Below are 23,314 nucleotides of genomic sequence, written 5' to 3' on the forward strand. Positions count from 1 at the left end.
CCCCCTTTCAGTTTCTTAAATAATTAATTAAAGGTTATATATATTTATTCTCTAAAAAAATTTATTATCCTCTTTATTATCAAGGTTAAATAGGATTTGTTAACTATTTTACTAAACTTTTTAGCTTTAGCTTTTTTTATATGTTATAATATTAGCCGGAGGTTGATCAAGCAGTGACAAAAACACTTAAGATTTTCTTAATCTTTTTTAAAATCGGATCCTTCACTTTTGGAGGTGGTTATGCCATGCTGCCAATCATAAAAAGAGAGCTAGTTGATAATTTAGGCTGGATTAAAGAAAAAGATATTTATAATTATTATGCAATTGGACAGAGTACACCGGGAATCATAGCTGTTAATACCGCGACAATGACCGGCTACAGCCTAATGGGAATCAAAGGAGCTCTTGCAGCGACAGCTGGTTTTATTTTCCCCTCTCTATTTATTATAACCCTTATCGCTTCATTTTTTAAGCGTTTTCAGGAAATTAATACTTTTCAACATGCCTTTGCAGCCGTTCAAATTGCTGTAGTAGCCTTAATTATTGATATTGTTATTAAAATGTGGCAGAAATCTGATAAAAGCAAATTTAGTCTTTTCTTATTTTTGCTGGCTTTTTTACTACTTGTAATTTTTAATATTTCACCGGTTTTTGTAGTTTTGGGAGCTGCTGGATCTGGTATTTTAATTCAATATTTACGTGGCAATCTGCGGAAAGCTTATCAAATCTATAAAACTGAAAGTAAGGATAGTGATTAATTATGATATATTTGACCTTATTTTTTGAGTTTTTTAAAGTTGGTTTATTTGCACTTGGAGGAGGGTTAGCTGCTCTACCCTTTTTGCAGGATTTAATAGTTAAATATGGCTGGATGACAGCGGAAGAGCTGCTGAATATGATAGCAATTTCGGAATCAACTCCAGGTGCAATTGGAATTAATACCGCTACTTTTATAGGGTATAATACTACTGGTGTTTCTGGCGGTATTACTGCAACATTAGGTTTGGCTGCACCTTCTATTATTATAATTATTATAATTGCCCACTATTTTCAAAAGTTTAATGAGCATCCACTTGTTGAATCAGCCTTTAGTGGTATCAGACCAGCCGTAGCTGGTTTAATTGCTTCAGCAGCTTTTGAATTAGCTCAGGGAGGGCTCTTTGAGTTAAGTAAACTACAGCTGAATCATAATATAGTAGATTTTTTTGACTATAAGTCTTTATTCTTATTGATTCTTATTTTTGCTGCAGTTAGGAAATTCAAGCAGCATCCAATAGTTTATATTATTTGTGCAGCAGTAATTGGTATTATTTTTAAATTTTAAGTTAAAATTAAATTATTATCTGAATTTCAGCTTGCAGATAATAATTTTTTATAATATAATTGGTATAGACCACATGTTGTATATTCCTAAATAGGAGGATTATATGAAAGAAATTAATAAAAACAGCCCTTTACCACTCTATTATCAGTTAAAAGAAAGTATTTTAACAGCAATTAAAAATGAAGAATTTATGGTTGACGAAAAGCTTCCTTCAGAAAGAGAATTGGCAGAATATCATAATATTAGCAGAATGACAGTTAAAAAAGCTGTCGATATTTTAGTTGACAATGGTTATCTGATTCGAAAGCAGGGTAGCGGAACATTTGTTTCTAATTATAAAGAAAGCTATAGTATATCACCTCTTCTGAGCTTTACTAAAGAGATGGAAAAAAAGGGATTGGATTATAATAGCAAAATTTTAGATTTTTCTAAGGTTAGAGATAAAAATATTGCCTTAAAACTCGAACTTCTAGAAAACCATGATATTTTTAAAATAGAGAGGTTGAGGCTAATAGAAAATCAGCCGTTTTTATTAGAAAACACCTATCTTTCTGCTAAAAAATTTAATGATTTAAAAAAAGAGGACCTTGAAAATAATTCTCTTTTTAAAATGATTAAAAATAAATACAACATTCGACTCAGTACAGCAGAAGCAGAAATAGAATCTGTAATACTAAATAATAAAATCGCAGAAAAAATGCAGGTTAAAGAAGGACTATTAGGACTCTATTTTGAGCAAATAAGCAAAGATATAAATAATGAAATAATAGAGTATACTTCTGCTTATTATAGAAATGATAATTATAAATTCAAATTTAAATTTGATTTAGAATAGCTCCAAATAGTGAAAGTATATTAAAAAGGGATGTGTAAAAATGAGAATTATTGTAGAAAAAAATTATCAGTCAATGAGTAAAAAAGCTGCTTTAATGGTGGCCAGTCAAATAACTCTTAAACCAAATAGTAACTTGGGTTTAGCTACTGGAGGGACTCCTCTGGCAATGTATGATAAATTAATTAAAATGTATAAAAAAGATGAAGTTGATTTTAGTGAGGTTCAGAGTTTTAATCTGGATGAATATTGTGGTTTAGAAGATGATCATCCAAATAGTTACCACTATTATATGTATAATAATTTTTTTAATGAAGTTAATATAAAAAATGAAAATATTCATATTCCTAATGGAGGAGCTGAAGATTTCGAAGAGGAGTGCAGAAATTACGAAAAGTCTATAAAAAAAGCACGGGGTATTGACCTTCAGATTTTAGGAATTGGCTCTAATGGACATATAGGTTTTAACGAGCCAGCTGAAAGTTTGAATGTAGCAACAGAAGTTGTAGACTTAACTGATGAAACAATTGAGGCCAACAGCAGATATTTTGACAGCATAGATGAAGTCCCCAAAAAAGCAATCTCAATGGGAATGGCAACAATCTTAAAAGCTGATAGAATAATTTTACTGGCTAGCGGTAAAAATAAAGCTGAGGCTATCCAAAAAACTGTTAGTGGAAAAATTTCAACTCAAATTCCAGCCTCACTGCTCCAAACCCACCCGGAAATAACTATCTTACTTGATCAGGAAGCTGCTTCTTTAATTAATCAAGATCAACTATCAGCTGATTGTCACTTCGAAATCTGTGACTAAAAATTCAGGAAATGATTCAATAAAATCAAGATATTTATCCATTTTACTCTGAAGATAATTATAATCATTACCCACTGCTGCCACACCAAGAACTGCAGTTTGGATATAATCCTGAGCATCTGCTTCTGCTGCAGAGAACTCAAATTTGTTTTTACTTTTCTGCAGCAAACTTTTTACTATCTTTCTCTTGTCTTTTAATGTTGAAGCACCAGGTATATATAATTTAAATTCACAGCTGGCAATTAACATCTAATCAGCACCTCTTTTTAGTCTTATTTTTAAGATTTAATCATTTTCTTTAACTGCTGATTTTTCACTATTTACAATTCTACTTTCAAGTCTTTTATCTTCATTTAAATGAATAGTATGAGTTGGAAAGGCAAAACTAACCTCTAGTTCATCCATTTTCTCTCTTAATTTAAAATTAATCTGCTGCTGAATATCCATATACGTTTTATAATCACTATCTTTGACAAAATACACTACATCAAAAAGAAGTGATGATTCAGCATACTGAGCAAAATGGGCTCGGTCAAACTCAGTCTTTTCTATTGACTTGATAATCTCCTCTATAATCCCTGGGATCTCTTTGATTTTCCAAAGTGGTGTATCATAAGTTAAACCAAAATTAAAATTTATTCTCCTTCTCTGCATTCTCTTATAATTATTGATTCTAGAATTAACCAAATCAGTATTTGAAATTATTAACTGCTCACCACTTAAACTCCTGAGCCTGGTTGTTTTAATCCCTATATGTTCTATTGTACCTTTATAATTTCCAGTAATAATAAAATCTCCTATATCAAAAGGTTTATCAAAAAATATAGTGAAATAATTAAAAAGATCTGTTAACACACTCTGCGCTGCAAAAGCAATAGCAATACCACCAATACCAAGTCCGGTAACCAGACCTGTTATTTGAATATTTAAATTATCAAGAACAAATATTAAAGCAATGGTCCAAATTAAAATTTTAATTAAAAACAAAGTAACATTTAAGACTTTTAACTGCTCTTCACTTCTATCTTTTTTAGCCCAATATTTTTTCAAACTATAGCTTATAATATCCAGCAGTGTTAAAACAATAAAAATAACAGTTAATATCATTAAAATCAAGTTAACAAAATTGTCAAGCTGAGGAACTGTTTCTAACTGCCTAAAAGCAAGAAAAAAGGCTAATAAATATAAAAGAGGATAAATTCTTCTCTTAATAATTTTTTTCAAAAGCTTCGAAAAGGACTGAGAAAATCTTTTAATTAATAGATCCATTTTTTTTAAGATAAATCTGTCAAATATTTTAACAGAAAAATAAACTGCTGCTAAAAAAATAACAGCTAAAATATAATTTTCGATGCTGTTGTTTAAAATTATTGTTGTTAAATCAATTTGTCTCATTCTAAAAGCCTCCTCAACAGTATTTAATCAGTTCTTTCAGATTTTATTTTTTTCTTTTCCTCATACATCAATTTATCTGCTTTTTTTATTAATTGATCTAAACTTTTTTTATAATCAGGACTGTACTCTACTGCACCATGACTTACTGAGATCTTATAGTTCTTTTCATTTTCAACTGAAACTTTTTCAAATTCTTTCTGAATTCTCTCCCAAATCTTTTCAGCTGCTGCTTTATTACTCTGAGGTAAAATTAAAAGAAATTCATCTCCACCAAGCCGTACAACCTTATCATTTCTTCTTATAGACTGCTGTAAAATATCGCTTACCTGCTGCAGCAATTTATCCCCCTCCTGATGGCCAAAATTATCATTAACTAATTTTAAATCATTGACATCAATAAAAATTATTGCCAAAGTATAATTATTTAACTCAACAAAATTCATTTCTTTCTGCAAATATTTCAAGCCAGCTCTTCGATTTAAAACTTCAGTCAGTAAATCAGTTGAGGCATATTTTTTCAAGCGTCTTTCAGTATCTTTTCGCTCACTAATATCTCTAAATATAATTACTTTTCCCTTACTTTCTTCTATTTTTGCTGCAGAAAATTCTATTGGAAAAGATTGATCATTTCTAGGAGTCAAAAGAGCTTCCTGATTATTAATTTCACTCTTTTCTTTTAATAAAGAAGATAAAAAAACCTCTGAAACTGCTGCTTCTGAATCAGATTCAGAAATCATTTCTAAGTTATAACCATTGTTATTTTTTATAAATAATTTAAAAACACTACTGCATTTTTTTCCTTTTGCCTTTTCTAATGACCAATCTAACATTTCTTCTGCTTTAGAATTTAAATAAACAATTTTATTCTCATTATCAGCTGTTATTACACCTTCAGCAATACTTTCTAAAGTTATTCTGTACTTTTCTTTTTCTGCTTTTAAGAGAGAATTTTGTTTATTTAATTGACGCTGCAGATTAACTAATTCGTTATTTAATCTGCTCATCTCATTATATATTTCTTCATCACTAGTTGGTCGACTGTTATCAATTTTTTCTTTGGTATTGGATCTTAACGTATTTACATATTCATTATTGATCTTCATTAACTCTTCGTAATACTTAATTAAATCTTCTGATTGATTAGCTGCTATAACAATATTTTCCTCATCAAGATTATTTAAGATAGTAAAAACATATGATTCTCTTTTACCCCTGATTTTAAGATCAATTTCTCTTCCAAAAATAACTTCATTTTCTTTCGCTTCATTTAATAAATCGAAATATTTCTTTAAGCTTCCTTTTTCAATAAATTTAGTTAGATTTTCTCTGTTGAAATTTATATCTGCTGCTAAAGAATTAAAAATAACTTCTTGAATTTGACTGTCAGCATCCATCTTAATAATAAAGCCATTTTTTAATTTATTATTTTTTATCATAAGAGTGAATCAGCCATCTTTACTGCTTCTTTTGCATCGACTGCAAATCCATCGGCACCAATTTTTTGCCAGAGCCTGTCATTCTGTATGAAAATTCTTCCGCCAACCAAAACTTTTAACTGCTTCAGATTATCATCCTGACGAATTGCTTTAATTAAATTTCTTGTTTTCTCTAACTGCTTAGGCAAAGTTGCAGAAAGAGCTAATAGATCAATTTCTTTTTTTACAATTATATCTAAAATTTCTGAGGTGGGAGTATTTGAACCCAGGTGAATTGTATCCCATCCATTTAACTCCAATAAATCAGCAACCATTCTAATCCCCAGTTCATGCAGTTCATCACCAATACAAGTTGTTAATGCTTTCTTCCCCTTGGCAAAAGAATTAAATATCTTAGGATAAAGCTGTGACATCGCAAGTTGAGTTACAGAAGTTGCATAATGCTCCTGAGCAACACTTATTTTATTAAGCTGCCAGTACCGCCCAATCTCATACTGAGTCGGCTGAAATATTTTAAGATAAATATCTTCTACAGCTGTTCCACTCTCAACTAAATTCAAAATAAAACTTACAGCCTTTTCTCTTTCCATATCTAATAAAAATGAGAAATATTCTTTTGCTTCGTCAGCGAAGTCATTAGCTTCTGTTATAAAAGATTGATAATGATTTTTAGGTTTTTCTATGCTTTCTGCTGCAGCAGTTAGATAACTCTCTATTATTTTCAAATTCTCTTCTGATAACTCTTCTTTCAATACCTGTCTAACTGCTTCTAGATGAGTTTTTAAAACTTCAGCTCTAACCCCTCTTTCTTTCAAGACTGTATAAAGCCAGTTATAATAATTAGAAAAGATATTAACTTCATTTGCTAATACTGCCTGGGCCAGGTAATTTAAATTATAAGAAATATCACTTTTACTTTTTTCAAGATCCTTTTTATCATATTTCTCTTTCAATTCTGGCATCAAATTAAACTGTTCATCCATTATTTTATCAATCAGATCTTCCCTATTATTTAAAATATAATCTTTTATCTCTTTTTTGGACATAAGAATCTCCTCATTTCTTCTAGCTTCTACTTATATATATTAAAGATTTCAATGATATTTCCTGCTTTTATGTAAATAAACAAAAAAAGAACCCTAAGTACAGGTTCTTTGTTTAAAAAATTAATTATATTGTGGATATTAATGGTGGAGGTGGTGGGAGTCGAACCCACGTACTGAATAGCTCACCCAGTAGTTTCTACGAGTTTAGTTCAGCTTCTAATCTCACAGTAAACACTCCGCTGAACTGGATTATTTACTGCCAGCCTGTTAAATGTCCCTTCTTCCTACAGACATCAGAAGAAGGTTAGTCTGCTTTTTATGACACCTGAAACGACTCCACAGACAGGACCCGCTCAGGCGTTAACTGCCTACGCGGCAGCTAAAGCGTAATTATTATCGTTTGCAGATAATTTTATATTTCCCAGTGTTTAACGAGTGAAAGGAACTCCTCGACCCGCTTCTAAAAGGTTCACTATCCAGGCGAAGCCAGAACACCCCCTGAATAGATATTTCTTTTCAGCATAATTATTATAACGTAAAGGTCAGAAAATGTCAAACATTATTTTGACTGCCTCAATCCAGGATCAATAATAATCAAATAAACCTTAGTTAAAATTAATAATCTCCTTTTTGACTGCGTCTAAATGCCTTTTCCATTTCTCTTTTGGCAGTTTTCTTAGCAATATCTCTTCTTTTATCATGCTGTTGTTTACCTTTTGCAACTGCAAGTTCAACTTTGCAGAGGTTTTTCTTTAAATAAAGAGTCAGAGGAACCAGTGTATACCCTTTTTGGGTTGTATAACCAATTAACTTTCTGATCTCATTTTTATGCAGCAGGAGCTTTCTTTTTCTTTCTGGTTCATGGTTATAACGGTTACCCTCTTTATAAGGGCTTATATGCATATTATGAAGATAAACTTCTCCATTTTCTACCAGAGCGAAACTATCCTTTAAATTAACTCTATGATTTCTAATAGATTTAATTTCTGTCCCTTTGAGTATAATTCCAGCTTCATAAGTCTCTTCTATATAAAAATCATGTCTGGCCTTTTTATTTCTAGAAATAATCTCTATCTCATTATCTTTGTTTTTAGCCATGACTATCACTTCCTTAATCTCTTTTTCTAAAGTTTCTACCAGTCTATTTTAGTCTATTTTCTCTAATAACTCAAAATCGAGTTCTCTCTCATCTTGATTGACCTTAGCAACTTTAATTCGAACTTCATCGCCAATTCTATAAATCTTTTTAGTTCTTTCTCCAATTAAATGATATTTTTCCTGATCATAATGATAGTAATCATCGCGAAGATTTTTAATATGAACCAAACCTTCTACAGTATTTTCCAACTCAACAAATATTCCAAAACCAGTTATTCCACTGATAATTCCTTCAAATTCTTCACCAATTTTATCTTCCATAAACTCAATCTTCTTTAAATCAACGGAATCTCTTTCTGCATCCATTGCTCGCCTTTCCTGAAGTGAACAGTGGTCAGCAATTTTAGGAAGCTCACTATCCAACTCATCCTGGCGTTCTTCACTTAAATATCCTTCAGTTATAGTTTCTTTAATAATCCGATGTGCTGTCAGATCTGGATAACGTCTGATTGGAGAAGTAAAATGACTATAGTGAGTTATTCCAAGTCCGAAATGACCTATATTTTTCTCAGAATAAACTGCTTTTTTCAATGAGCGCAGCATTACTGTTTCAATAATTTTTTCTTCCTTAGTATCTCTTACATCTTCTAAAATTTCCTGCAGAGCCCGAGGGTGAACTCCATTTTTTACCCCTTTTAAACGATAACCAAAGTTATGAATAAACTCATTAAACTGCTGCATCCGATCTAAATCTGGTTCTTCATGAACTCGATAAATAAAAGGCATCTCTCGCCATGACATTTCAGCAGCAACCACTCTATTAGCTGCAATCATAAATTCCTCAATTAATTGTTCTGCCTCTCGATGGCGCCTTTTCTTTAAATTAATAGGATGTCCTTCTTCATCAAGTTCAACCTTAACTTCAGTAAAGTTAAAGTCCATACTCCCCTCTTCAAAACGATTTTGACGGAGTCTAGATCGCAACTCATTCATCATTTCCAGCTCTTCGACAAAATCACTGTATTTATTTCTTTCAGGACTCTGTTCATTTTCTAAAATATTCTGTACTTCATCATAAGTTAAGCGATGATTGGAATTAATTACTGATTTAGTAATCTGGTGGTCAATAATTTCTATTCCATGTTTTCCCCTTAGCTTATATTCAATGAAAACAGACATAGTTAATCTATCTACTTGAGGATTTAAGCTGCAGATTCCATTTGAAAGTTTTCTAGGCAGCATTGGAATGACTCGATCAACTAAATAAATGCTGGTTGCTCGAGAATAAGCTTCATCATCAAGCGGGCTGTCCTTTGTCACATAATGACTAACATCAGCAATATGAACCCCCAATTTATATACATCAGAACTTAATTTTTCTATAGAAACAGCATCATCTAAATCTTTGGCATCCGCACCATCAATAGTTACCAGCTTAAGATTTCTTAAATCGATTCGCTCAGCATCTTTTTCAACTGTTTCTTGACTAACCTGATCAGGAATATTTTCGATCTGTTTCAAAACCTTTTTGGGAAACTCTCCTGGCAAGTCGAGCTGTCTAATTATCGCTTCAATATCTACTCCTGCATCATCTTTATCACCCAGGATTTCTATTATTTCTCCCTCTGGATTTCTGTTTTTTTCCGGCCAGCGGGTTATTTTAGCAACAACTTTCTGCCCATTTTGCGCATTATTTAAAGCTTCCGGTGGGATAAAAATATCATTGCAAATTCTTTTATTATCTGGTATTAAAAAACCATAATTTTTATATTTTTCTAAATTACCCACTACTTGTTTATTAACTCTTTCAATTATTTCTGCAACTTCTCCCGCCTGACTCTTACCTCGATCAGAACGAACAGGACGCACAAATACCTTATCATTATGCATAGCTCCATTCATATTTGCTGAAGAAATATAAATATCATCTTTCGCTGGATCATCTGGAATTAAAAAAGCATTACCTGAGGCAATTTTTTCAATTCTACCCCCAATTAAATTAAACTTTTCCGGCACTCCATATAAACCCTGGGAGTTTTTAAAAATTTGACCTGATTTAATTAAATCATCCAGTAAATCAGAAAAGATCTGCTGCTGTTCTTTAGCAATCTCAAACTTTTGAAAAATTTCTTCTTTACTCAGTGGACGATGAACATCTTCCCTCAATCTTTTTAACAATTGACTCCTTGCACTCATTAATAATCATCCCCAATCTTTTTGGTGATTCTGAGCCTAATTCTATCCTAATTTGCAGCTGCTAATTTGTAGTTAAAACTTGAAAAACTATTATTTAAAGCCCCAAATCATCAGAAATAGCTTTCATTGCTGATAAAGAAAGACCAATAAATTCTTTCAGTTCTAAGTCCATTTCTTTACAAGAAGCAATTACCTCTCTGTCTGCACCTTTGGCAAAAGAGCTGTCTCCATAACGATTTAAAACAAATTCTGTATCAAGTGATTCAAGTTTTTTATCAGGATGGATTAAAGCTGAAGCAACAATTAATCCTGTTAAGGGATCGGCTGCATACAAAGCTTTAGCCATCATTGTCTTTCTGGGCAGCTCATGCATTCCATTATGTGCTCTAACAGCATCAACTATTTTAGCCTCCATTCCCATTTCAGCCAGCATATCTGCTCCAACTTGACTATGTTTTTCTGGCTGATCAGCAGTATCTTCATAATCAATGTCGTGTAACAATCCGGCTAATCTCCAGTTATGTTCATCTTTATCAAAATAATTTGCTAAATCGGCCATTACTGCTTCTACTGCCAAACAGTGTTTACGTAAATTCTTTTGTTTAATATTTTCCTGCATCAGCTCCAGCGCTTCATCTCTCTGCATAATAATTCCTCCTCGTAATATATTTAGTGATCTTATATAATTTAAAAAATATCGAAATCTACTTTAAGCCTCCATAAATTTTGCTTTTGCTTTTGCCTTTAAATTACCTTCCTCATCATAAATTTCTGCCTCAGTATAATAAACATTGGCAATAGAACTTTTTTTAGACCCTTTAAATTTTCCAATTATCTCTAATTGTTTTCCGATCTCAACTGCAGTTCTGAACCTAACATTTAGCTCTGCAGTAAATGCTTTAATTTCTTTAAAACCAATTACATAGGCCATTGCTTCATCCAGCAGTGTTGCAATCAGTCCTCCATGCATTATACCATCATATCCCTGATGATTTTTACCTGGAGTAAATTCTCCGCGAACACTATCTGAGTCAATTTCTTCAAATTTAAGCCCCAGTGATATTGGGTTTTCTTGGCCGCAGGCAAAACACATTTTATCATCGACTTCAGTCATTAAATCACTACCTTTCTATAGAAAAACCCTCCCAGCAGCATCAACTACAAGGAGGGTGGTTAATCCTTTACTACTATATTAATTTTACATGAATAAAGGAGCAAATACAAGTGAAACAATAGTCATTAATTTGATCAAAATATTTAAAGAAGGACCAGAGGTATCTTTAAATGGATCTCCTACTGTATCACCAACAACAGAAGCCGCATGGGTTTCTGTACCCTTGCCTCCAAATGCTCCTGATTCAATATATTTTTTAGCATTATCCCAGGCACCACCGGAGTTAGCCATCATAATAGCTAAAAGCACACCAGAAGAAAGAGCTCCACCTAAAAGACCACCAAGTGCCTGAACATCCCAAAGTCCTACTATAACTGGAACAACTACTGCCAAAAGACCTGGTAAGATCATTTCTTTTAAAGCAGCTGTTGTTGAGATATCAACACATTTTCTGTGATCAGGTTTCTGAGTTCCTTCCATAATACCCGGCATTTCTTTAAACTGTCTTCTCACCTCTTCGATCATTTCTCCTGCAGCCTTACCAACAGCTTCCATAGTAATTGCGGAAAATAGGAAAGGAAGCATAGCTCCCAGGAAGAGTCCAATAATTACCTGTGGATTAGTCAGTGAGATAGACTCTAAACCAACTGCCTGTGAGAAAGCTGCGAATAGTGATAATGCTGTTAAAGCAGCAGAACCAATTGCAAAACCTTTACCCATAGCAGCTGTTGTATTACCAACAGAGTCTAGTTTATCAGTAATATCTCTGACTGATGAATCAAGTTCTGCCATTTCAGCAATTCCTCCAGCATTATCAGCAATAGGGCCATATGCATCTACTGATAAAGTGATACCAGTTGTAGAGAGCATTCCTACAGCAGCCATTGCAATACCATAAAGACCGGCAAAATTATAAGCCAGATAAATAGCAATTGCAATAACTAAAATTGGAAGTGCTGTACTTCTCATACCAACAGATAATCCACTAATTATGTTAGTTGCTGTACCGGTCTGTGACTGACGAGCTATATGTTTTACCGGTCCATAGTGTTCAGAAGTATAGTATTCAGTAATTCTACCAATTAAGGTTCCTGCAATTAGACCAGCTATGATTGCTATAAAAATACCAATTTCTCCAGTTAATGCAGTAACTAAAAAGTAAGCTCCAACAATAGTAATTCCAGCTGCACTCATTGTTCCTCTTTCTAAAGCTTTTGCAGGATTTCCACCCTCTTTAGCTCTAACAAAACGAGTACCTATTATAGCAGCAATGATTCCTAAAGCAGCAATTAACATTGGTAGTAAAACATGATCCACACTTAAAGCAGCTCCTAAAGTCATAGCAGCTACAATTGAACCAACATATGATTCAAATAAATCAGCTCCCATACCTGCAACATCACCAACATTATCACCAACATTATCAGCAATAACAGCAGGGTTACGGGGATCATCTTCCGGAATTCCAGCCTCTACTTTACCAACTAAGTCAGCACCAACATCAGCAGCTTTGGTATAAATACCGCCACCAACACGGGCAAATAAAGCAATAGAACTGGCTCCAAAAGCAAAACCTCTAATAAATTCTACATTATGAGAAAAAAACATATATAAGATTCCAAGACCTAAAGTTCCTAAACCAACAACAGACATTCCCATTACAGTACCACCAGAAAACGCAACTTTTAAAGCAGCATTCAAACCAGACTGAGCTGCATTAGTTGTTCTAGCATTTGACTGAGTTGCAATCTGCATTCCAATAAATCCAGCTAAAGCAGAAAAAAGTGCACCTAAAATAAATGATGCAGCATACTGCCAACCTAGATTAGGAACAACTGCCATAATTACAGCTACTGCGGCTACAAATACAGTTAACATCTTGTATTCGCGTCCTAAAAAAGCCATAGCCCCCTCATTGATTGCATCTGATAACTCGGCCATTCTATCTGTTCCCATACTTTCTTTTTTTACTTTTCCAGCAAGTATAAAAGCAAAAATTAACGCAATTATTCCTGCTAGTGGTGTATAAAAATTCATGCACCAACCTCCTTATTAATTAATATTTTTAATTTCTTATAAATGCTGGCATTTGCCAGCATCATATTTTGGTTTACTAAATAAAATTTAAAAAATCCCCTATTATTATAATTAGATGATTTATTTTTTAATAAATCTTTAAGCTTATAAAGTAACTTTTTATTAATTATTACTTAAGTATGAAGTTTAAAATATAGCTAAGATTAAAGAATTAATCATAAATAAAATTGCAGCAACAGTTGTAGCCTTACTGATTTTATCCTCCATCTTTTTTCCTGATTTACCAAAAAAGGTTGTAGCACCACCATCTATGGCTCCAGATAAACCAGCACTTTTACCTGACTGCAGCAGAACACCTACAATTACTCCAATCGCTATAATAAAATGTAAAATTTTGAGTACAAACATTTTAATCTCACCTCCAAATAGTTAAGTAAAATATTGCTAAATATACATAATTCAACACAACTTTAATTTTAACACATAAACTACAAAAATACAATATTATATAGCCAAAAATCAGAATCAAAAGCTTTATCCTGCCTAAGATTTTAATAATTGAACAATTATATTTTTCTAGAAAACTATTTCCTGTTTGTTTTATTAATTTTTTCAATAATTATTTCTTTTAAATCTGTAATCAAAGAATAAAATATTGGAATAATAAACAAAGTTAAAAAAGTAGCAAAAGATAAACCACTAACAATTACCATTCCTATTGGCTGTGAGAGCTCTGAACCCTCTCCAATTCCTATAGTAATTGGAAGTAGAGCAAGAATTGTTGTTAAAGCGGTCATCATAATCGGTCTAAATCTGACAGTACCCGAACTAATAATTGCCTCTAGTTTACTGCTTCCCTCTCTTCTAAGGTGGTTAATATAATCAACCATTACAATCGCATTATTAACAACAATTCCGGCCAAAGTAATTAATCCGATTAAAGAAGCCACTGAAATAACATTAGAAGTTATATACATTGCGAATATCACACCAATAACTGCCAGTGGAATAGTAAACATAATAATAAACGGATGAATCAAAGATTCAAATTGTGAGGCCATCACCATATAAATCAAAATAACTGAAAGCAAAAAGGCATAGCCTAGAGCAGTAAATGATTCGTTTAAATCTTCGAATTGACCTTCATAGCTAATTTCATATCCCGCTGGAAGTTCAAAGTCTGATAGATTAGTTCTTATATCGGTCATCACACTACCTAAGTCTCTATTAAATAAATCTGCTGTAATTTCTGCATATCGCTGCTGGTTGATTCTTAAAATTTCAGCTGGGCCCTCTATCAACTCAAATTCTGCTAGACGCTGAAGTGGTATTTTTATACCCTGATTATTTATTATATTAAGATTAATCAGCTGATTTAATGAATTAAAATCTTTTTCATCAACTCTAACCCTAATATCATATTCTTCTCCTTCAACTTCATATTTGCTAACTGTGGTTCCACTAATTGCATTTCGCACAGTCGAAGCCAGCTGTCTCAAATTAACAGAAAACTCAGAAGCAATTGCCCGGTTGATTTTGACCTGCAGTTCTGGCCTTCCTGCTTCAAAACTATCTTCAATCTCCCTTAAACCCCTAACATCTTCAATTTCTTTAACAACTAAAGCACTATATTCTTTTAAAATTTCCAGATCATTTCCTTTAATTTTAATGTTCACAGGTTTTTCCTGACCGCCCATTCCACTTTGACTGGCTACAGTTAGTTGAAGATCTGGAATGTTAACTTTTTCTCTAATTTCTTCCATAACCTGGTCTATAGATCTATCGCGTTCAGATAAATCAATTAAATCAACATTAATTGAACCGCTATTACTGCTGCTTATTCCCTGCATCATATCTGGAGTACCTACAGTCGTCATAATAATACCAACTTCAGGAATTTCAGCTAATAAACTTTCTATTTCAACTGCTGCTTTATTAGATTCCGAAAGTGAAGTTCCAACTGGTAAAGTATAAGAAATAGCAAAAGACCCCTGATCAGCAGCTGGCATAAATTCAAAACCAATCTGCGGCAGCAGCAGGAAACTCCCGATTAAAGAAATAATTAAAATTAGAACTACTATCCAGCGGTGTTTTAAAGCCTTTCTTAAAAAAAATCTATATAAACTTATAATCCTGCCCTCTTTTTGCTGTCTTTTAAACTCTTTCTCGCTTATTTTTAAAATTTTTGAAGCAAGCATTGGGATCAAAGTTAAAGCAACAAGTAATGAAGCTAAAAGTGAAAAGGCAACTGTAAAAGCTAAATCTTTAAATAACCTGGCGGCAAGTCCTTCTACAAATAAAACTGGCATAAAAACTACTACTGTAGTCATCGTTGAAGCTGTTATTGCCATCCCAACTTCTGAACTTCCTTCTTTAGCAGATTCAATTCTGCCTTCTCCCATAGTTCTATAGCGGTAAATATTTTCTAAAACAACAATTGCATTATCTACAAGCATTCCAACCCCAAGAGCAAGCCCCCCCAGAGAAATAATATTCAAATTAATCTCTGCAAAATACATCAAAACAAAGGTAGCTATTATTGAAACTGGAATTGCTGTTGCTATTATAATTGTACTTCGAATATTCCTTAAAAATAGAAATAGAATAATTACAGCCAATAATCCACCTAATAAAGCATTTTGGCTTACGTTATCAATGGCATTTTGAATAAATTCAGATTGGTCCATACCAAGAAAAAAATTTAAACCAGGATAATCATTTCGAATATTTTCCATCTGATTTCTAACACTATTTGCAACTTCAACTGTGTTTGCATCAGCTTGTTTTTGAATATATAAGATAACACTGTCCTTTTGGTTAGAGCGAGAAATAGTTACTGGATCAGCAAAACCATCTCTAACTTCTCCAATTTCCCCTAACTTTAACTTACCACTGTTTCCAACCGGAATATTTATATTTCTAATATCTTCTAAACTCTCAAATTTACCAACAGCTCTTACCAATAAATCTTTATTTCCCTGTTTAATCTCTCCAGCAGAAATATTTAAATTCTCATTTAATAAAATATTATTAACTGTATTCAAATCTAAATTATAAAAATTAAGTTTTTCTCGACTGAGAGAAACAATAATTTCTCTTTCCAAACCTCCCTGAACATTAACCTGAGCAACTCCTGGAAGACGCTCTAATTCAGGTGCAATAGTATCTTCAACTTCTTTTTTGAGCTGATATAACTCCAGATTATCTGAACTTAAACCATAGATCATAATTGGAAACATTGCAGGATCAAATTTAAAAATAAGTGGACTGTCAGCAGCATCTGGTAAAACTGCACTATTTATTAAATCAGTTTGCTCTCTTAGATTTTGAACAGCAAAATCCATGTCAGTACCCCAATTAAATTCCGCAACAATTGTTGACTGCCCCATTGAGGAAACAGAATTAATGCTTTTTACACCTTCAACTGTAGCAATTGCACTTTCTAAAGGTCTTGTTAATAAATTCTCAATTTCTTCCGAACCTACTCCTTCATAAGTTGTTACAACAGCTGCTCCCGGAAATGTTATGTCTGGATAAAGATCAATTTTTAAATTTGAAAAAGCAACAAGCCCAATAATAACAATTAATAAAATTAACATTGTTGTGGTAACAGCACGTGAAATAGCAAAATTTGAAATTTTCATTTTTTTACCCTTTCAAATGACTTTACATTCCAGTATCTAAATTATAGTCCACAATTTAAATATATTCAAGCAAATATTTCAAATAATAGGTATAAAAAGTTTTTTTATCATTTAAAAAAAGACCAGGCAGAAATAAATCCACCCGGTCTTTCTATCTTTATTTAAAATTTAATCTACTTAATACTAAAGAATGCCTCTTTACCAGCATACTGTGCTGCATCGCCCAGGCTTTCTTCAATTCTAAGAAGCTGATTATACTTAGCAACACGCTCAGAACGAGCAGGTGCACCAGTTTTAATCTGACCAGTATTCATTGCCACTACAAGATCAGCAATTGTTACATCTTCTGTTTCACCAGAACGGTGAGATACAACAGAAGTAAACCCTGCTCTTGTGGCCATCTGAATTGTATCTAAAGTCTCAGTTAAAGAACCAATTTGATTAACTTTAATTAAGATTGAGTTAGCACTACCTTCTTCAATACCTCTGCTTAGTCTCTCTACATTAGTAACAAAGAGGTCATCTCCAACAATCTGCAGACGGTCACCTAAACGTTCTGTTAACTGAGCCCAACCTTCCCAGTCATCTTCATCAAGACCATCTTCAAGTGAAATAATTGGATACTTGTCAATTAACTCTGCATAGAAATCTACCATTTCTTCTGAAGTCTTTTTGACACCTTCTCCAGCTAGATCGTATTTACCATCTTTATAAATTTCAGATGCTGCTGCATCAATAGCAAGATAGAAGTCTTCTCCAGCTTCATAACCTGCTGCTTCGATAGCTTCTACAATAACCTGCAGTGCTTCTTCGTTAGAACCTAAGTCAGGTGCAAATCCACCTTCATCACCAACACCCGTTCCTAAACCCTTTTCCTGCAGTACTTTCTTTAAGTTGTGATAAACTTCTGCACCCATCTGCAGAGCTTCGCGGAAGCTTACTGCACCAACAGGCATAATCATAAACTCCTGTAAGTCAACATTGTTGTCAGCATGTTCTCCACCATTTAAAATATTCATCATTGGTACTGGAAGAGTTTTAGCATTCATTCCCCCAATATAATTATATAACTGGGTTCCTGTAGCATTAGCCGCTGCTTTAGCAACTGCCATTGATACACCTAAAATAGCATTGGCACCTAATTTACCTTTGTTAGGAGTACCATCTAATTCGCGCATTAAGTTGTCAATATCTACTTGATCGCGAACATCTAAACCAACTAACTCAGGTGCAATTACTTCATTTACATTATCAATAGCATCTAAAACACCCTTACCCATATAGCGGTCGCCACCATCTCTTAATTCTACAGCTTCGTATTCACCAGTTGAAGCTCCAGAAGGTACAGCTGCTCTACCATAAGTACCATCTTCTAATACTACTTCTACTTCTACAGTTGGGTTACCTCGTGAATCTAAAATTTCTCTTGCATAAACTTCTACTATTGTTGTGTTTAACATTATTAATTGACCTCCTTATAATTTTACAATAAAACTAATTTAGGTTTATTTTAGCAGGAACAGTAAGACTGTCCCCGCTGATTAATATTTAATATCTAGATAGATTAAACCGAAGTAATTTTATTATAAATTACTGGTTATCTATAATTAATGATTCTCCAGTCATTAATTCTGGTTTTTCAATTCCAAGAATTTCTAACATTGTTGGAGCAAGATCAGCTAATTTACCTGATGCAATACCCTTATCCCCTGGTCCACCTACATAATATAGTGGAACAATGTTTGCTGTATGGGCTGTAAATGGAGAACCATCTTTTTCCTGCATTTGTTCACCATTACCGTGATCAGAAGTTATTAAAGCCTGGCCGCCTTTTTCTAGAATAGCTGGTACCAATCTAGAAAGACATTCATCTACAGTTTCTACAGCTTTTATAGCTGCATCCATATAACCAGTATGTCCAACCATATCGATATTAGCATAGTTTAGGATTATCACATCATACTCTTCGGCTTCAATTTTTTCTAAGAGTTTATCTGTTACTTCATAAGCACTCATCTCCGGCTGCAGATCATAAGTTGCAACCTGTGGTGAAGGAATTAAAATTCTATCTTCACCTTCATTAGGCTCCTCAACTCCTCCATTAAAGAAGAAAGTTACATGAGCATATTTTTCTGTTTCAGCAATTCTGAGCTGTTTTAAACCTTCCCGACTTAAAACCTCACCCAGACCGTCTTCAATTTCTACCGGCTCAAAAGCAACTGGTAAATCAAATTCTTCATCATATTCTGTCATGGTAACATAATAAAGATCTTTTGGATGTTCTGGAGCTCGTTCAAAGCCATCAAAACCGTCAATAGTTAAGGCTTTAGTAATTTGACGCGCTCTATCAGCTCTAAAGTTAAAGAAGATTACAGAATCATGGTCCTCCATTGGACCAACTGGTTCACCATTTTCTGTGATTACTGTCGGCACAACAAACTCATCTTCTACATCTTCTGCATAAGATGCCTCTACTGCTTCTACAGCATCTTCAGCTTTATTTCCTTCACCCAGAACTAACATATCATATGATTTTTTAGTTCGCTCCCAGCGATTATCACGATCCATTGTATAATAACGGCCGCTGACAGTAGCTATCTTACCAATTCCAACTTCATCCAATTCTTCCTGAAGTTCCTTTAGATAACCGGTTCCACTGGCAGGTGGAGTATCTCTTCCATCCAGAATAGGATGAATATATACTTTTTCTAAACCAGCCCGATCAGCCATCTCAATTAAACCAAAAAGATGTTTGATATGGCTGTGCACACCTCCATCAGATAAAAGTCCGATTAAATGCAGAGCACCATCATTTTCTTTAGCATGGTCTACGGCTTTTTTCAGCACTTCATTTTCCAGTAAGTGTTTTTCTTCTACAGCTTTATTAATCCTTGTAAAATCCTGATAAACTATGCGGCCGGCACCAATATTTAGGTGTCCAACCTCAGAGTTACCCATCTGACCTTCCGGAAGGCCAACAGCCTCTCCGGATGGCTTTAAAATTGAGTGTGGATAATCTTTATCTAGTTTATCTAAGAAAGGAGTATCTGCCTGGTAGACAGCATTCCCTTCTGCATTTTCATTTATTCCCAGCCCATCAGCAATAATCAGGGCCAGTGGTTTAGGTCTTGCCATAATAATCCTCCTTATAATCTTACTTATTTACTTATTTACTTATAGATTTCGGCAGTTTTTAAGATAATCTCAGAAAAAGAGTCTGCTTCTAAGCTGGCTCCACCAACTAAAGCTCCATCAATCTCATCCTGAGCCATAATTTCTTCTACATTATGGGGCTTAACACTACCACCATACTGAATTCTAATCTTATCAGCAGCTTCAGGATATTCTTTTCTGATATTTTCTCTGATAATTCCAATTACACGGTTAGCTTCTTCAGCAGAAGCGGTCTCACCTGTACCAATTGCCCAGATTGGTTCATAAGCAATTACCACATCTTCAACTTCTTCTTCACTTAATCCTGCCAGAGCAGAATCTACCTGAAAATTAACCTTTGCTTCAATTTGATCAGCTTTTCTTTCTTCTAAAGTTTCTCCAACACAGACAATAGGCTTCACACCATGTGAAAGTGCAGATAAAACTTTTTTATTTACCTCATAGTCACTTTCACCAAAGATTTCTCGTCTTTCAGAGTGACCAACAATAGTATATTCGATATTACTGTCAGCCAGCATCTTAGCAGAGATTTCTCCGGTATAAGCTCCGGAATCTTTCCAGTAAATATTTTCAGCACCCGTAACAAGAGCACTACCCTCAGCAGCTTTTTTAACTGTAGTTAAACATAGAGCTGTAGGGCAAATACCCATTTCAACATTATCTACAGCTTTAACTTTATCTTTTAAAGCAGTTATCATTGCTTCTGCTTCTTCAACATTTTTATTCATTTTCCAATTTCCACAAATAAATGGTTTACGCATTTTAATATTCCTCCTCAAATTTTGCTTAAAAAGCAATTATCTTGATTCGACTATATTTACTCAACATCATCTAATGCAGCAACACCAGGAAGTTCTTTACCTTCAAAGAACATTAGTGAAGCTCCACCACCAGTAGAAATATGGCTCATTTTATCAGCTACACCAGCCTGATTAATAGCAGCAGCAGAATCTCCACCGCCAATTACTGAATGTGCGTTTGATTCAGCTAAAGCTTTTGCCAATTCTACAGTACCATGGGCAAACTTCTCCATCTCAAACACACCTAATGGTCCGTTCCAGATAACTGTTTTAGCATCTTTAATAATTTTCTTGTAATTTTCTAAACTCTTAGGGCCACCACAGTCAAGAACCTGCCAACCTGCAGGAATTTCGTCTGCATTTACAATCTGAGTATTTGCATCATTTGAGAAATCATCAGCAATTACGACATCAATCGGAAGTACAATTTCTACTCCTTTTTCTTCAGCTTCTTTCATTAATTCTTTAGCAAGATCAGCTTTATCAGCTTCAACTAAAGAATCTCCAACTTCATAACCTTTTGCCAGTAGGAATGTATTTGCAATTCCACCAGCAACAATTAATTTATCTACTTTGTTGATTAAGTTTTTAATTACATCAATTTTATCAGAAACCTTAGCTCCACCCATAATTGCCACAAAAGGACTTTCGGGATTTTCCATAACTTCTCCTAAGGCATTTAACTCTCTCTGCATTAAGAAACCTGCAGCAGCTGGCAAGTACTCAGTCACACCAACTGTTGTTGCATGTGCTCTATGAGCAGCACCAAAAGCATCATTTACATAAAGATCTGCAAGTGAAGCCAGTGCTTTTGCAAATTCTGGATCATTTTTCTTTTCACCAGCATGAAAACGGCTGTTTTCTAATAATAGAACTTCACCATTTTCTAAACTATCTGCTGCTTTTTTAACTTCTTCACCGATACAGTCATCAGCTTTTTTAACTTCTTTGTTTAATAAATTAGCCAGTTCTTTAGCAACTGGATCCATTCTTAAGTCATCTTTAGGCTCTCCACCTGGACGACCTAAGTGAGAAATAAGTAATACTTTTGCCTCTTCTTTAATTAGATACTCTATAGTAGGTAGGGCAGCTTTAATTCTAGTTTTATCTCCAACAACCCCATCTTTTAAAGGAACATTAAAATCCACTCTAACTAAAACTTTCTTTCCCTTAAAATTCATATCTTTCAATGTTTTTTTCATTTTTTATACCTCCGTTATGATTAGCAAAGACTAATTGAAGTTAATAAATATTGAAAAATTTAGCAAAAAAATTTATAAAGTTAAAAGTTCAGGGGCAGGCATAAGCCCGTCCCTGAATTTATTTTTTCTATTAATTATAGCTTTAATGTTAGGTCTACAACTCTATTTGTGTAACTTAACTCATTATCATACCAGGAGATAACTTTAACCATGTTGCCATTAACAACCATAGTTGACTGAGCATCAATTTTAGAAGATTCGAACTGTCCCATAATGTCTCTGGAAACTAATTCTTCTTCAGTGTATCCTAATACACCTTTCATTTCGCCTTCTGCTTTTTCTTTAAACATTGCATTTACTTCTTCAACAGTAACATCTTGACTTAAAGTGAATACTCCATCTACACATGAACCATTAGGTACTGGAACACGAATAGCCATACCATCAATCTTACCATCTAACTCAGGTAATACTTTAGTTGTTGCAATAGCAGCACCTGTAGTTGTAGGGATAATATTTTCAGCAGCTGTTCTACCTCTTCTTGTTTTGCTAGCTGGCATATCTAAGATTGCCTGACTTGTTGTATAACCGTGTACAGTTGTAATCAGACCTTTTTCGATTCCAAACTCGTCATTTAATGCTTTAGCTAAAGGAGCTAAACAGTTTGTTGTACAGGAAGCATTTGATACAATTAAGTCATCATCACTTAAGTCGTCATCATTAACACCTAATACAATAGTGTTATCAATTTCATCTTTAGCAGGTACTGTTAAAATAACTTTTTTAGCACCAGCTTCGATATGGTTCATTAACTGAGCTTTTTTACGGAATACACCTGTTGATTCGATTACAACATCGATATTGTTTTCTCCCCATGGTAATTCTGCAGGATCTTTAACAGCAGATACTTTGATCTTCTTGCCATTAACTACTAAGTCACCATCTTTAACTTCTACTGTACCATCAAAACGACCGTGTACAGAGTCATATTTAAGTAAGTAAGCTAAGTTTTCAACATTTACTAAATCATTAATTGCAACGATTTCGATTTCTTCTGTATCTCTACCTTCTACCAGTCTTAAGTATCCTCTACCAATACGTCCAAATCCATTAATTGCTACTCTTTTTGTCATTATTTTATTCCTCCTTATAATTATGTGAATCACTTACAAATTAATTTACTAAACAAAGATTTAAAAAGC

General features: G+C 33.6%; 20 protein-coding genes and 1 other RNA gene. 4 read left to right on the forward strand and 17 right to left on the reverse strand.

The window, feature by feature from the left end:
- The first annotated feature begins 173 nt into the window (after positions 1–173).
- From ACZ446_RS09850 to nagB, 4 genes are all read left to right on the forward strand, one after another.
- Entirely contained in the window at positions 174–758 is a 585-nt protein-coding gene (locus tag ACZ446_RS09850) for a chromate transporter (protein WP_464392386.1), read from the forward strand.
- A 2-nt stretch (positions 759–760) separates the two neighbouring features.
- Positions 761–1,324 carry a chromate transporter gene (locus tag ACZ446_RS09855; RefSeq protein WP_464392387.1) on the forward strand — a complete coding sequence of 188 codons (564 nt, stop codon included), beginning with the start codon at positions 761–763 and terminating at the stop codon, positions 1,322–1,324.
- Between the two features lie 103 nt (positions 1,325–1,427).
- A complete protein-coding gene (locus ACZ446_RS09860; protein WP_464392388.1) occupies positions 1,428–2,159 on the forward strand; it encodes a GntR family transcriptional regulator in 732 nt (243 codons plus the stop codon).
- Positions 2,160–2,199: 40 nt separating this feature from the next.
- Positions 2,200–2,970, forward strand: coding sequence for a glucosamine-6-phosphate deaminase (nagB, locus tag ACZ446_RS09865; RefSeq protein WP_464392389.1), 771 nt, complete (start codon positions 2,200–2,202; stop codon positions 2,968–2,970).
- Here the strand turns inward: nagB and ACZ446_RS09870 are convergent.
- The 17 genes from ACZ446_RS09870 to gap all read right to left on the reverse strand — a co-directional run bounded on the left by ACZ446_RS09870 (position 2,938) and on the right by gap (position 23,245).
- On the reverse strand, positions 2,938–3,219 hold the full coding sequence (locus ACZ446_RS09870) for a DUF503 domain-containing protein (protein ID WP_464392390.1): 282 nt from the start codon (positions 3,217–3,219) through the stop codon (positions 2,938–2,940). The two genes, nagB and ACZ446_RS09870, sit on opposite strands and share 33 nt — an antisense overlap.
- Positions 3,220–3,255: 36 nt before the next feature.
- On the reverse strand, positions 3,256–4,365 hold the full coding sequence (locus tag ACZ446_RS09875; RefSeq protein WP_464392391.1) for a mechanosensitive ion channel family protein: 1,110 nt from the start codon (positions 4,363–4,365) through the stop codon (positions 3,256–3,258).
- A gap of 23 nt (positions 4,366–4,388) precedes the next feature.
- Positions 4,389–5,801, reverse strand: coding sequence for a GGDEF domain-containing protein (locus tag ACZ446_RS09880; RefSeq protein WP_464392392.1), 1,413 nt, complete (start codon positions 5,799–5,801; stop codon positions 4,389–4,391).
- Entirely contained in the window at positions 5,798–6,847 is a 1,050-nt protein-coding gene (locus tag ACZ446_RS09885) for a cobalamin-dependent protein (RefSeq protein ID WP_464392393.1), read from the reverse strand. The genes ACZ446_RS09880 and ACZ446_RS09885 overlap by 4 nt, the downstream gene beginning before the upstream one ends.
- Before the next feature lie 142 nt (positions 6,848–6,989).
- Positions 6,990–7,346: a transfer-messenger RNA gene (ssrA, locus tag ACZ446_RS09890) on the reverse strand.
- Positions 7,347–7,462: 116 nt separating this feature from the next.
- The gene (gene smpB, locus ACZ446_RS09895) at positions 7,463–7,945 is read right to left on the reverse strand and encodes an SsrA-binding protein SmpB (protein WP_464392394.1); all 483 of its coding nucleotides are present in this window, start codon (positions 7,943–7,945) and stop codon (positions 7,463–7,465) included.
- A 48-nt stretch (positions 7,946–7,993) separates the two neighbouring features.
- Entirely contained in the window at positions 7,994–10,141 is a 2,148-nt protein-coding gene (gene rnr / locus ACZ446_RS09900) for a ribonuclease R (protein WP_464392395.1), read from the reverse strand.
- 94 nt (positions 10,142–10,235) lie between these two features.
- The gene (locus tag ACZ446_RS09905) at positions 10,236–10,787 is read right to left on the reverse strand and encodes an HDIG domain-containing metalloprotein (protein WP_464392396.1); all 552 of its coding nucleotides are present in this window, start codon (positions 10,785–10,787) and stop codon (positions 10,236–10,238) included.
- Between the two features lie 63 nt (positions 10,788–10,850).
- Positions 10,851–11,255, reverse strand: coding sequence for a PaaI family thioesterase (locus tag ACZ446_RS09910; RefSeq protein ID WP_464392397.1), 405 nt, complete (start codon positions 11,253–11,255; stop codon positions 10,851–10,853).
- Between the two features lie 84 nt (positions 11,256–11,339).
- Entirely contained in the window at positions 11,340–13,292 is a 1,953-nt protein-coding gene (locus ACZ446_RS09915; protein ID WP_464392398.1) for a sodium-translocating pyrophosphatase, read from the reverse strand.
- A gap of 186 nt (positions 13,293–13,478) precedes the next feature.
- Entirely contained in the window at positions 13,479–13,700 is a 222-nt protein-coding gene (secG, locus tag ACZ446_RS09920) for a preprotein translocase subunit SecG (RefSeq protein WP_464392399.1), read from the reverse strand.
- 176 nt (positions 13,701–13,876) lie between these two features.
- Positions 13,877–16,936 (reverse strand): efflux RND transporter permease subunit, encoded by a 3,060-nt coding sequence (locus tag ACZ446_RS09925; RefSeq protein WP_464392400.1) that lies wholly within the window; start codon positions 16,934–16,936, stop codon positions 13,877–13,879.
- 173 nt (positions 16,937–17,109) lie between these two features.
- Positions 17,110–18,396 carry a phosphopyruvate hydratase gene (gene eno, locus ACZ446_RS09930; RefSeq protein ID WP_464392401.1) on the reverse strand — a complete coding sequence of 429 codons (1,287 nt, stop codon included), beginning with the start codon at positions 18,394–18,396 and terminating at the stop codon, positions 17,110–17,112.
- Between the two features lie 130 nt (positions 18,397–18,526).
- The gene (gpmI, locus tag ACZ446_RS09935; protein WP_464392402.1) at positions 18,527–20,071 is read right to left on the reverse strand and encodes a 2,3-bisphosphoglycerate-independent phosphoglycerate mutase; all 1,545 of its coding nucleotides are present in this window, start codon (positions 20,069–20,071) and stop codon (positions 18,527–18,529) included.
- A 35-nt stretch (positions 20,072–20,106) separates the two neighbouring features.
- Entirely contained in the window at positions 20,107–20,871 is a 765-nt protein-coding gene (gene tpiA, locus ACZ446_RS09940; protein ID WP_464392403.1) for a triose-phosphate isomerase, read from the reverse strand.
- Between the two features lie 56 nt (positions 20,872–20,927).
- Positions 20,928–22,112, reverse strand: coding sequence for a phosphoglycerate kinase (locus ACZ446_RS09945; protein WP_464392404.1), 1,185 nt, complete (start codon positions 22,110–22,112; stop codon positions 20,928–20,930).
- Positions 22,113–22,246: 134 nt separating this feature from the next.
- A complete protein-coding gene (gap, locus tag ACZ446_RS09950) occupies positions 22,247–23,245 on the reverse strand; it encodes a type I glyceraldehyde-3-phosphate dehydrogenase (RefSeq protein ID WP_464392405.1) in 999 nt (332 codons plus the stop codon).
- Positions 23,246–23,314: the final 69 nt, after the last annotated feature.

The sequence above is a fragment of the Halanaerobium sehlinense genome, from assembly GCF_055379485.1.